Origin of the sequence: Lentibacillus kimchii (assembly GCF_042666895.1) — a bacterium.
GTDB lineage: Bacteria > Bacillota > Bacilli > Bacillales > Amphibacillaceae > Lentibacillus > Lentibacillus kimchii.
In genome coordinates, this window is sequence record NZ_JBHTGR010000002.1 from 102,704 (window position 1) to 115,209 (window position 12,506).

Below are 12,506 nucleotides of genomic sequence, written 5' to 3' on the forward strand. Positions count from 1 at the left end.
GGCGGCTGGTGACCCTCATCAAGCTGCTATGCTCCGGGGTTCACCTATCATTTGCTCCCTTAGACGTAAGTGTTGCCCCAGTTCCTCGGAAAAATGATTCAGTCACGTTTATTTAGCAGCTTTTTGCAGTTTCGTAATCATTTTCAAAGAACGGCCTGTTCCGATGGCAACAGATTCCAGTGGGCTGGGAGCAACGTGGACAGGTACGGAAATTTCCTCTGACAGCCAGTCTCGCAGCCCATTTAAGATGGCACCGCCGCCCGTCAGCACGATACCATGGTCAACAATATCACCGCTTAGTTCAGGCGGGCAGTTCTCTAAGGTCGAACGGATTGTTTCCAGTATCTGCTCAAGTGATTCTTTTAAAGCGACATGGACTTCTTTGGATGAGACGGTGACCGTTTTGGGCAAACCTGAGACCATATCACGTCCCCGGACATCCATGGATTCCTCAATGTGCTCTTCATCGGCATGGCCGATTTCCATTTTGATATTTTCAGCAGTGCGTTCGCCGATAAGAATATTATATTTTTTACGGATGAAATTGGAAATCTCCTCATCCATTTTATCACCGCCAGTGCGGATGGACTGGCAGGAAACGACGCCGCCGAAGGAAATGATGCCGACTTCAGTTGTTCCGCCGCCGATGTCGACACTCACATTGGCAATCGGTTCGTCAACCGGCAAATCGGCACCAATGGCAGCTGCTACCGGCTCTTCAATTAAATGAACATTTTTAGCGCCATAGCTGGTGATAGCGTTATGGACAGCACGGCGCTCTACAGAAGTGCTTCCGGATGGGGTGCACACGACAACCGTTGGCTTGCGCATGGATGTGCCCATTTTTTTACTTACTTTTTTCAAGAACGCTTTCAGCATTTGCGCTGTCACATCATAATCCGCGATGACACCATCTTTCAACGGTCGGATTGGGACAATATTCTGCGGTGTCTTGCCGACCATTTCTTTAGCCTCTGCACCGACAGCTACGACATTTTTCGTATTTAGATCAATCGCCACGACAGATGGCTCGTTCAATACAACGCCTTTTGATTTGGAATAGATCAGGATGTTAGCTGTTCCCAGATCAATTCCGATCTCTGAAGTTGAAAACATCTTAGGTTCCTCCAATGAAGTATATAATCGATTGAAAAGCAATTCGTGTTCCACCAACAAGCCACATGCCATTTTCTGTTGGTTCATATTCTATTATGAATTCAGGGATGCTGAATAGCTGTCAGCAATTGGCTATGCATCGTCGCGTGAACATGCTATTCTCCCTCTATTTCAAATCATAGTTTAGCAGAAATCAAGTAACATTTCATTTACATTTAAAGGTAAATTGTAATAAGTTATCCTGCCTGAGATGGTGTCAACACAGATGTTTATGTAAATGTTGCCAGATAAGCAAAATATTTCTTACAAGTTTTCTGAATGGAATGATACATCGCCTGTCGCGCTCCCATTTTTCAAAATAGTAAATTCATGGAATCGGATTACGTCGAATTATGACAGAATGTAACAAAAAAACCATGATATGCTGAATGTACAAATTAAACAAGGGAGAGGAAAGCTGACATGTTTAACAAGTTAATCACCGGTTCACTAACCGCAGCACTAGTCTTTGGCGGAGCGCTGACGACAGCAGATGCATCGCCCAGTTCTGATCATTTAACCAATCAATTATACCAGAATCCTGTATCTTTCGCTATGAATGGAAATGACTGGACAAATTCTTTTGCGACTCAGATGAACCCCTTAGGTAATTATTTTCCACAGATTCAGTGGGATTGGGGTCAGGAGGATGATGATGCAAGCAGTCAACAAGGTGAAACTGATCAGGATGGTCATCAGGAGCAGGATAACCCTGATGGTCATAATGACGCTGATCATTCGGCTCACGACTCCGGCCAGAATACGGGGGATCAGCACCAGGGGAATGCTGACAAACCTGATATAGACGACCAGCAGTCGAATCAGCCAGAGCAGCCAAATACGGGTGCACAGCATCAGAATCCGTCCGAACAGCCAAATACGGATGATCAGCACCAGTCAGAACAGCCAAATGCGGATGACCAGCATCAGAATCAATCAGGTCAGCAGGAAGCAGACGGTCAGCAGCAGGATCATCCCGGTCAAGCGGACACGAATGATCAGTGGCACCAGGATCAATCTGATCAGCCGGGTACTGGTGATCAACAGCAAGATCAGTCCGGTCAGCCAAATACAGGCGGTCAGGATCAGTCCGATCAGCCGGGTACAGATGACCAGCAGCAGGACATTCCTGAGCAACAGCCAAACAAGCAGCAATCGGGACAGTCGAGTGAGCAGCAGTCTCAGCAGAATCAAGGCTCACAACAGGTGAGTTCATATGAACAGCAAGTGGCTGAATTGACAAATGAGGAGCGCACTTCAAGAGGACTCGAGCCGCTGAAAATTGATACGAGCTTAAGCAACGTGGCACACAAAAAATCCAGTGATATGGCATCGAATAACTATTTTTCACATGACAGCCCAAATTATGGATCACCATTTGATATGATAAAACAATTCGGTATTTCGTATCAGACGGCTGGGGAAAATATTGCCAGAGGCCAGAAAACGCCAAAAGAAGTTGTTGATGGCTGGATGGACAGTAAGGGCCACCGGGAAAACATCCTGAATTCTGATTTCACACATATCGGAGTTGGCTATGTCAAAGATGGCAATTACTGGACACAAGAATTTATTGGTAAGTAATCACACCTGAAGAAGCCGGGACAAAAGACTTTTATCAAACGACATTTGAACAATCAGATTAAAATCAGAAGAGCTCATCAACCCCCCGCAGAAATAGACGCTGCTTTTCCGCGGGCGGCTGATGAGCCTTCTTGTGCTCGTCGTACCCGCACGTTTTCCGGCGAGGCTGGCACGCCTCCCAGATTGGAATTTATGAGTGAGCTTTTGTGTCAGCTTCTTTCCGGGCTGAGTGTGTTTGACCGTACATGGACAGGAATGCCGCCCCAACGGAAAGAATGACAAACACAGCACCAATTGTGGGATTGTGCTCAACCGAAGCATAATCAATAACCAGTCCGCCGATAAATGAGCCAAACGCAATCCCGAGGTGAAGAGCTGAGTTATTCAGACTTTGCTGGATGTCTGATGTTTCGGGTGACAGGATCATCAGATTGCTCTGTGTAGCAGGTGCCAGCATCCAGCTGACAACACCCCAAATCAGCAGCATCACCAAAAAAACCGGCAGTGAAAAGGTGGTAAAGGGAATTACAAACAGAATAACAATCATTGAAACTGTCGTCATTATAATGGTCCGTTTTGGCCCAATTTTATCTGAAAGCGTTCCGCCGACTCCTCCGCCAGATACGGCTGCTGCACCGAAAAAGAGATAAATGATGCTGATCCAGGAGCCATCAATCCCCAGCGTCGATTCGGCAAACGGCGTTAAAAACGCATAAAGCGTCATGTGCCCCGTCATAAAGAGGAACGTAATTGCCTGCCCAAAAAATATCTTCCGGTCCTTTAACGTTGCCAGCTGTTCGCCGATCGGATGGGACGGCTTAGGCTCAACACGCCCCATCAGGAAAAAGACACCGGCCATGGACAGGACAGTCAGCAGGGTGATCAGGACAAACGGAGCGCGCCAGCCAAATGCATTACCCAGAATCAGGCCGATCGGCAGACCAAGGACGATTGAGGCACTGACCCCCATGGACACAATTCCAATTGCCCGTCCGCGGTAATGTGGCTGAACAATTGACGGAGCGATGGTCAGGCACAATATAATCAAAAGCGCACCGCTTAAAGCTGAAATTACTCTGCCGATGAAAACGACACTGTATGTCCAGCTGAACACGGTAACCAGATTGCCCGCGAGAAATACACACAGTGACAAAAGCATGAGCCGCTTACGTTCGATTTTAGCTGTCATAATCAGTAATACCGGCGAGCCGACTGCAAAAATCAGAGCAAAGATGGTGATTAAAAGGCTGACTTTACTAAGACTGACGCCTAAATCTTCAGCCATCAGATCCAGAATCCCACCGATAATTAACTCGACCATACCCACAACAAATGAAACAATCATTAAAAAGTAGACACGTTTATTCATCTTCTGACGCCTTTCTATATATGAATTCAATGATTCATCGTACGCCCAATGGCAGAAAAAAACAAGAGGCTCAAACCGTTCTGCAGAATAGTTGTGTCTTTTCATAAACCTTTTTCAAGGGTATAATAAATGTGTTATCCGGAAGCATTTCAAGTCATAGGCAGCTGGCATCGTCTTAACAGGCTTCCGTAAAATGCATTTTTTAGCAGAAGGAGGTGCCCGAGTTATGTGCGGACGCTATACATTGCTGGCTGATGAAAAGCAAATCGCGCAGACATTCGGGCTTGATCAGCCGATTGATCTTAATCAGCCCCGTTATAACGTGGCACCCGGTCAAAATGTGCTGGCGATTATTCACGACGGCCAGAAGAAGCGGGCTGGCTACTTGCGCTGGGGGCTGATTCCGTCATGGGCAAAGGATGAAAAAATCGGTTATAAAATGATTAATGCCCGCAGTGAAACGGCTCACGAAAAGCCAAGTTTCAAACATCTTCTGAGCCGGAAACGCTGTCTGATTCCGGCGGACAGTTTTTATGAGTGGAACCGTGACAGTCAGGAAAAACAGCCGAAACGCATACAGCTTCAGGACCGCCGCTTATTTGCCTTTGCCGGCCTATGGGATAAATGGGAGCAGAATGGTCAGAAACATTTCACATGCACCATCCTGACAAGAGAGGCGAATGCATTTATGCAGCCGATTCATCACCGGATGCCCATCATTTTGTCAAAGGAGCAAATGAATGCATGGCTGGAAGCAGGTGAGCAGAAGCCAGAAGATGTGCATCGCTTTTTGAGCACGCTTGAACCGGAAGACTTGCAGGCTTATGATGTTGCGAGCTATGTCAATTCAGTCAAAAACGATGATGAGACGTGCATTGCGCCGCTCGTTTAGCCTGGACGATCAGCCAGCTTTTTACGGGCTAGTGGCTATTAAGATGTTTTCACCTTATAATAGGTGAGACATAGCAGAAAAGGAGCAGGAGCTGACAAGATGATACGTGTATTATTTGTATGTCTCGGGAATATTTGCCGCTCGCCCATGGCAGAAGCAATTTTCCGGGATTTGCTGAAAAAAGAGGCGCTTTCTGATAAAATTAAAATGGATTCGGCCGGTCTGGGTCACTGGCATGCTGGAATGCCTCCTCATGAAGGGACGCAGGACGTACTGCGCCAGCACGGTATTTCCTCTGATGGTCTTCATGCCCGCCAGCTGCAGAAACAGGACTTGCAGGATTTTGACTATGTCGTGGCAATGGATCAGCAAACGATCAGCGGAATAGAGCGACTGGGAGCAGATACGGAAGAAACCATGGTGGCCCGGCTGATGGATTACGATGCCGATGCGGCTGAACACGATATTCCGGATCCCTATCTCACAGGCGGTTTTGACTACACTTATACGCTAGTGTCAGAGGGCTGTCGTGAATTACTTAGTGCTATAAGGAAGCATCATAACATATAATTAGCAAAAGGAGCGATTGGTTATGGGTAAACAAAAACTATGTGCAGGGTTGATAATCGGTGCCATTGCAGGTGGCCTGCTTTCCTTGCTGAGTCGGGAATCACGCGATTATGCAAAACTAAAAATGGGAGACGTTAAAAATGGTTCTTCCTTCTATGTTAAACGCCCATCAGAAGCTGTAAGAACTGCTAAATCTGCATTTGAACGCTTTAACGCGGCGCTGTCCCGGAATACTGATGGGGCCATTAATGCACTGGAACAAGTGGAGGACACGCTAAATCAGTTTACCAGCTCGGAAGATGAGGAAGAGACGATTAATCATCAGTAAACGATTCATGCGAGGATGATACCATGTGGCATAAAACGGTGAATTTTGCGCAAACATTATTTCAGCGTATCACAGGCGATGATATTTTAGGCACAGGTGCACAGATTGCCTACTTTTTATTGTTGTCTTTATTTCCCTTTTTGTTGTTTTTGGTATCATTAGTCGGCTATTTACCATTGGACACAGAGGTCATTATCAATTTTATCGAGAGGTATGCACCTACCGAAACGTTTAAACTGATTCGTGACAATGTCAATCAGCTGGTGTCCAATCAAAGCGGCTCTTTATTGTCATTGAGTGTTATTGGCACACTCTGGGCGGCGTCTAATGGGATAAATGCTATAATGAAGGGATTTAATCGAGCCTACGAGCTAGAGGAAGACCGTTCATTTATTCTCAGGCGGCTGATTGCAATCGGATTGACGATTGCCATGATTCTGGTTATTTGTGTGGCTTTCCTGCTGCCGGTTTTCGGCAAAATGATCGGGGAATACATCTTCGCATTTATTGGCCTTTCAGACGGCTTTATTGCTGTGTGGGACACGATGCGCTGGTTGATATCATCCATTATTTTGTTCATTGTGATGCTGGTCTTATACACTCTGGCACCCAGCATGCGGATCCATTTTAAAAACGTCGTTTGGGGTGCCTTGTTTGCGACGCTTGGATGGCAGCTTTCCTCACTGGTATTTTCCTTTTATGTCAATTCAATTGGTAATTATGCGGCAACATACGGCAGTCTCGGTACTGTTATTGTTCTGATGATATGGTTTTATCTGACCGGTATTATTATTATGATCGGTGGCGTTATTAACGCTGTACTGCGGGAAAAATACGCTTCTGACTAGCCTCGGCTGCCACTCTTCTGGCAGCCTTTTTATATACCGATCTTTAATAGGGTCTGATCCAAATATTTCACCCAGCTTGCGTTATCATTTAAGATAATGGGTAAACCTATAATGAGAAAAATGTAAGGAGATGAAAGTTATGCAATTTAATATGAAAGAAGAAGGCATGCGCATTAACCTGGACTATGGTCAGCTGGATATATCGGGTGATGAAACATATGGCTTCCGCCCGTTTCAATTAATGGTAGCTTCCATTGCCGGATGCAGCGCTTCGGTTTTCCGCAAAATCTTATCAAAACAGCGTATCGCGTTTGAAGATCTGCAGGTGACAGCAGACGTCGAGCGCAATCCTGACGTCGCGGACCGGATCGAAAAAATCAGCCTGCATTTTGTCGTGAAGGGGCAGCATCTCAATGTCGATAAACTGCGAAAAAATCTGGACCTTGCGCGGAAAAATTGTTCGATGGCCCGCTCGGTGGAAGATAGCATCACCATTGAGGAATCATTGGAAACGATCGATTTAAGCCTTTAAGTGCATAATATTCATGTGTCCGCCAAAACTATAGCTAACAATGGCGTATCTTGTTATTAGCTAATGAAAGGAATGGGGACCATGACGAAAAAGGTTTACACGGTGTTTTTTCTGATCATGTTTGTTTTAATGCTTCCGATCAGTACGCTGGCAGCAGAAAACGAGGACGATAGTGAGGATGCTGCAGAGGTGCCGGATCACGTTTTCGATATTTCCCAGGAAAATACCTATCCGAACGCGACGGAGGAGCAGGAAGTCGTTGAGCCGAGTGACCTGACGCAAGCGTTGATGGAGGATCTGGATATACCCATTGAGAACCCGGAATTGATTAAAATGCTGAACGAAACATCGATTGATCCGTCTCCGATTTCGTTTGGCTATCGGGGGATGGTTTATATCGGCAGATGGCCGCTGCATTACGAGTCTGAAGAAACCAATACCAATTGGGAATATCAATCCATCAATACGAATGAGCTGAACAATATAGGCGGTGACTCTGACAAGGAGATGCAATACGAGCAGCAGGAGAAGCAGGAAGTTAAAGGCGCTTTAACGACTAAAATTGCCAATTCGGAAGATGTCAAAAAAATGATCCTGCTGCAGGCAAAAGATAAAATGGATTTACCGCTTGCGTATACAACAGTCGTAGGACAAAATACCAAAAAGGCAAACGCGTACAATGTCCCGGTGAAAAAACATGCCAAACTGAAAACGTATGCCCCAGCTGTGAACGAGCGGGGACAAGTGACATTCGGTGAAGTTTATTTTCAGCTAAAAGGAAATAAAAAGAAACTGGTTGTGCAGAATGTTACAAAGCAAGGTATTGGCGCATGGCTGCCAGTACAGGACCATGTCTCGTTTTCTTTTCAGCTTAAATAGAATGAATGGAGGCTGGGAGAAATCCCAGCCCTTTTGCATGTCAAAGCAAAACAATCACGCTTCACAGGACTTCCCAGCTCATAAACAAGTAACACACGTATTGACTTCATTTGTTTAATGCTTTATCATGATAAAGTAGTTAGGAACGGAAGTTAGTTAGAGAGGGGAAACGAATATGGCGTGGGTTGTTATTATATCGGTTCTCGTATTAACAGTTCTCTGTCTGCTCAGAGTTAATGTGATCCTATCAATTATCGCTGCGGCACTGTCAGCTGGTCTTATGTCGGGGCTGTCAGTCGTTGATTCCATTGAAATGATGGTAAACGGCATGGGCGGTCAGGCAGAGACAGCGTTAAGTTATATTTTGCTTGGAGCCTTTGCTGTCGCGATCAGCTACACGGGCATTACAACGATTCTAGTTAACTATTTAATTAAGGCTCTGACCGGTAAAAAAACGATGATGGTGCTTGCTATAGCCGGTGTGGCGTCACTTTCACAGAATCTGGTACCCGTGCATATCGCATTTGTACCCATTCTTATACCGCCATTATTAAAATTATTCGATGATATGAAAGTGGATCGGCGCGGTGTGGCAGCGGCCCTGACATTCGGCCTTAAGGCGCCGTATGTGATGATCCCGGCCGGTTTTGGCCTGCTTTTCCATCAAACGATTCAGGACGGGATGGCAGAAAACGGGGTGTCGATTACAATTGGGGAGACAGCATTAGCCATGCTGATTCCGGGCTTTGGCATGATTGTCGGACTTCTGATTGCCATTTTAGTCACCTACCGGAAAGACCGTGTTGCTGTTCCAGGAGCAGGTGGAAGTGAAGCGAATTTCACAGCACCGCCAGCTGAAAAGGTGACATTTAACCGGAAACATGGTCTGACCCTGATTGCCATTACAGGGGCACTGATTGTGCAGATCATCACGCAGAATTTGATTGCGGGTGCGCTGACCGGTCTTGTTCTCATGTTCGCACTTGTTGTTGTTCCGTTTAGAAAAGGGGAGCAAGTGATGGCTGATGGTGTTGCCATGATGGGTCAGATTGCTTTTATCATGCTCGTTTCCTCCGGTTTTGGGAAAGTGCTGCAGAAAACGGGTGCTGTTGATGCCCTTGTCGAGGCTGCCTCTGGTTTTCTCGGTGACAATCAGGCGCTCATTGCGCTGGTGCTCTTGCTCGTTGGCCTCGTTGTGACGATTGGTATTGGCTCTTCATTTGCCACGATCCCGATCATCGCAGCATTGTTTGTCCCGATCTGTCTTGCATCAGGCTTTTCAACGCTTGCTACCGCGTCCTTGATTGGAACGGCTGGTGCCCTCGGCGATGCGGGTTCGCCAGCATCAGACAGTACGCTTGGTCCGACTTCCGGACTGAATGCGGACGGTAAGCACCATCACATCTGGGATACATGTGTGCCGACGTTTATCCACTTTAATATTCCTTTGATCGTCTTTGGCTGGGTGGCCGCGATCGTTCTTTAAGACGCGTTTGATTCGGCTGCTGCATAAAAAGGCCGGCTGCGGAGATCCTAAGGGGAAAAGGTGGCCTAGTAATGCAGAAATATGGTGTGGTGGCTGTAACAGCTGTCCTGGTTTTCCTTGCTTGTTCAATGCCAGCTTATGCGGCCGATGGCTACGGATGGGGCTTTAAAAAGAGTGATGATCATAACATTCCGGACGTCGGCAAGTATCAGCAAATGCTCGATGACTATGGTGCTTATTATGCGGATCATTCTGGTGAAAAAACAGTCTATTTAACGTTTGATAATGGCTATGAAGAAGGCTATACTGATGACATTCTTGATGTATTAGGCAAACATCAGGTGCCAGCTGCTTTCTTTGTAACCGGTCATTATGTCCAGGATAAACCGGAACTGGTGAAACGTATGGCTGATGAAGGTCACATTATCGGTAACCATTCCTATCATCATCCGGATTTCACTGTCGTCAGCAAGGAAAATATGCAGAAAGAACTGGCGGATCTGGAAGAAGAAGTGGCCGACATAACAGATCAGAAGAGCATTACTTATATGCGTCCGCCGCGAGGCATGTTCAATGAAGAGACACTCGGCTGGGCACAAGAACTCGGCTACACGCAAATTTTTTGGTCGCTCGCATTCGTTGACTGGAAAACGGATAAACAAAAAGGGTGGAAGCATGCGTATGATAATATTATGGAGCAGATCCATCCGGGAGCGATTATACTGCTTCATACGGTGTCATCAGACAATGCCAAAGCTCTGGACAAAACGATAACGGAATTGAAAGAACAAGGTTATCAGTTCAAGAGTCTTGATCAGCTGGTAATCAAAGACCACTTGCCAGAGCCGATTTACGGCTATTAATGGCGGTGAAACTGAACGGCAGAGAACAAGGGTCTGGGACAAACGTGCGAACCAGTTGCGTAACTGAACCGCTCCGGAAAAAGACATCTTCTCCGCGGGCGGCTGGTGAGCCTCCTCACGCTGGCGCGCTCCGGGGTCTCACCTATCCTTTGCTCCCGCAGGAGTCTCCGTCTTTTCCTCCGCTGAACCGGAGCATTGTTCGACGCTTGAGTTATTCGCTTTCGTTTGTCGTTTGTCCCAGCCCCTTGTTGTTTCTATAGCTATTACGCAAGCATCAGGCTTGGGGAGGGGCAGGTTTCAAATAGCCATCTGCGAGCATTTGCTCGAATGTTTCGACGGGAACGGGTTTGGAAAACAAAAACCCTTGAATGATCTCGCAATGATGGTCGCGCAGAAAATCCAGCTGGACGTGTTCTTCAACGCCCTCGGCAATCACTGTCATATTAAGTTCTTGGGCCAAATGAAGAACGGTTGACGTAATCGCGGCATCAATGGTTTGTTCATTTCCAATACTCTGAACGAAACCTTTATCAATTTTAATGATATCAGGTGAAAACTTCTTCAGATGCATCAGCGATGAAAACCCTGTGCCAAAGTCATCAATGGCGATCTTGATACCCAGATTGCTCAGTCTTTGCAATTTATCAAGCACCGTTTTTTCGTTTCTAAGCAGAGAGCCTTCCGTAATTTCCAGTTTCAGGTACTTGGCTGGAATGTTGTAAGTGTTTAATTGTTCTTCGATGAAGGCAACCAGCTCTTCGTTCATGAATTGAATAGGCGATACGTTGATCGCAACGGGGAACATGGGTAATCCCTGATCCATCCAGGCTCGTAGTTGCTGGCATACTGTCTGGATCACCCAGCTGCCGATTTCATGGATAAGATGATTTTCTTCGGCCAATGGCACAAATTCACCCGGCGATACGAAACCCCGCTCAGCATGGTACCATCGCAGCAGCGCTTCCGCTCCGTTGATAGCCCCTGTAGACGCATCTACCAGTGGCTGGTAATAAAGCTTAAAATCCTCGTTTGCAATCGCCTGGCGCATCTCTTCTTCCAGAATAAGCTTCTCGGAAGAGGAGAATTCCTGCGATGCTTCATACAGCTGATAATTATTTTTGCCCAGCTCTTTAGCATAGCTCAAGGCATTGTGGGCATTCCGCAGCAGTAACAGCTTTTTTTCCCCATCTGACGGGTAAAAACTGATGCCAATACTGGCGGTGACATGCAATCTGAGATCGTCTTCTTCAATCTGGAATGGTTCCTTAAGCGTCTTAATGATGCGAGACGCTGCCTGTGTTGCGTCTGTTTTGGAAGCATACGCCATGAGGACAATAAAATCATTGTTGCTGACGTGTGCCAAATAGGCTTCAGCCGGCAGCACAGACAAGAGTCTTCTCGTCGTTTCCTGCAGCAGTTTATCGCCTGTTATGTACCCAAGGGAATCGTTGATAAGCTGAAGTCTGTCCAGATCAATATGAAGCAGGGCAAACGGCTCGGCTGTATGACGGCTGCAAAATGTATCGAGTTTATCGTATAAACTTTGCCGATTCGGCAGCGATGTCAGAGCGTCATAGCTTGACAGATGCTTCAGCTTACGCCGCATGTCGACTTCCGGGGTTATATCTGTCAGTGTGCCGAACAGGGAGATAGTTCTTCCGTCATCATTCAACGCTTTAATGGTTTGATCAAAGACCCATCGTACCGAACCGTCACCACGCAGAATGCGGTAATGGTGATCCAGTGAGTCACCCGTTTGCAGTGAGTCGTATGTTTGGAGCACGCTATCCTTGTCTGCAGGGTGAATCAGGTCTTTCCATAAATCGGGATTATCATAGAGTTCCTGCACGGGATGCGCCAGTATATCACTGATGCCTTCTGACACATATTCAAATGCATCCCACGTATAATCCTTTTGCCACATACCGATTTTTAAATGGCTCGATACAAATTCAGCATTCTTTTTGGCTTCGTCATTGTGCTGCAGATTGCTCAACGTT

11 protein-coding genes and 1 pseudogene are annotated in these 12,506 nt (G+C 46.5%); 9 read left to right on the forward strand and 3 right to left on the reverse strand.

Going from position 1 to position 12,506, the window contains the following annotated elements:
• Positions 1-108: 108 nt before the first annotated feature.
• On the reverse strand, positions 109-1,116 hold the full coding sequence (gene mreBH / locus ACFQU8_RS01875; protein ID WP_382357464.1) for a rod-share determining protein MreBH: 1,008 nt from the start codon (positions 1,114-1,116) through the stop codon (positions 109-111).
• Between the two features lie 1,236 nt (positions 1,117-2,352).
• On the opposite strand from mreBH, the pseudogene ACFQU8_RS01880 reads away from it, so the two are divergent.
• Positions 2,353-2,739, forward strand: a pseudogene (locus ACFQU8_RS01880) (CAP domain-containing protein); the annotation flags it as partial.
• A 190-nt stretch (positions 2,740-2,929) separates the two neighbouring features.
• Here the strand turns inward: ACFQU8_RS01880 and ACFQU8_RS01885 are convergent.
• Positions 2,930-4,108, reverse strand: a complete 1,179-nt coding sequence (locus ACFQU8_RS01885; RefSeq protein WP_382357465.1) for an MFS transporter — start codon at positions 4,106-4,108, stop codon at positions 2,930-2,932.
• Between the two features lie 226 nt (positions 4,109-4,334).
• On the opposite strand from ACFQU8_RS01885, the gene ACFQU8_RS01890 reads away from it, so the two are divergent.
• From ACFQU8_RS01890 to pdaA, 8 genes are all read left to right on the forward strand, one after another.
• Complete coding sequence (locus tag ACFQU8_RS01890; RefSeq protein ID WP_382357466.1) at positions 4,335-5,000, forward strand: SOS response-associated peptidase; 666 nt, start codon at positions 4,335-4,337, stop codon at positions 4,998-5,000.
• A gap of 99 nt (positions 5,001-5,099) precedes the next feature.
• Positions 5,100-5,570 carry a low molecular weight protein-tyrosine-phosphatase gene (locus ACFQU8_RS01895; protein ID WP_382357467.1) on the forward strand — a complete coding sequence of 157 codons (471 nt, stop codon included), beginning with the start codon at positions 5,100-5,102 and terminating at the stop codon, positions 5,568-5,570.
• 22 nt (positions 5,571-5,592) lie between these two features.
• Positions 5,593-5,898 carry a YtxH domain-containing protein gene (locus tag ACFQU8_RS01900; protein WP_382357468.1) on the forward strand — a complete coding sequence of 102 codons (306 nt, stop codon included), beginning with the start codon at positions 5,593-5,595 and terminating at the stop codon, positions 5,896-5,898.
• A 23-nt stretch (positions 5,899-5,921) separates the two neighbouring features.
• Positions 5,922-6,746, forward strand: coding sequence for a YihY/virulence factor BrkB family protein (locus ACFQU8_RS01905; RefSeq protein ID WP_382357469.1), 825 nt, complete (start codon positions 5,922-5,924; stop codon positions 6,744-6,746).
• 139 nt (positions 6,747-6,885) lie between these two features.
• Positions 6,886-7,278, forward strand: a complete 393-nt coding sequence (locus ACFQU8_RS01910; RefSeq protein WP_382357470.1) for an OsmC family protein — start codon at positions 6,886-6,888, stop codon at positions 7,276-7,278.
• An 81-nt stretch (positions 7,279-7,359) separates the two neighbouring features.
• Complete coding sequence (locus tag ACFQU8_RS01915; RefSeq protein ID WP_382357471.1) at positions 7,360-8,157, forward strand: YfkD famly protein; 798 nt, start codon at positions 7,360-7,362, stop codon at positions 8,155-8,157.
• Positions 8,158-8,332: 175 nt separating this feature from the next.
• Positions 8,333-9,643: a Na+/H+ antiporter family protein gene (locus ACFQU8_RS01920; RefSeq protein ID WP_382357472.1), complete on the forward strand. Its 1,311-nt coding sequence runs from the start codon at positions 8,333-8,335 to the stop codon at positions 9,641-9,643.
• A gap of 71 nt (positions 9,644-9,714) precedes the next feature.
• The gene (gene pdaA / locus ACFQU8_RS01925) at positions 9,715-10,506 is read left to right on the forward strand and encodes a delta-lactam-biosynthetic de-N-acetylase (protein WP_382357473.1); all 792 of its coding nucleotides are present in this window, start codon (positions 9,715-9,717) and stop codon (positions 10,504-10,506) included.
• Positions 10,507-10,780: 274 nt separating this feature from the next.
• On the opposite strand, the gene ACFQU8_RS01930 is transcribed toward pdaA, so the two are convergent.
• A complete protein-coding gene (locus ACFQU8_RS01930) occupies positions 10,781-12,502 on the reverse strand; it encodes a bifunctional diguanylate cyclase/phosphodiesterase (RefSeq protein ID WP_382357474.1) in 1,722 nt (573 codons plus the stop codon).
• Positions 12,503-12,506: the final 4 nt, after the last annotated feature.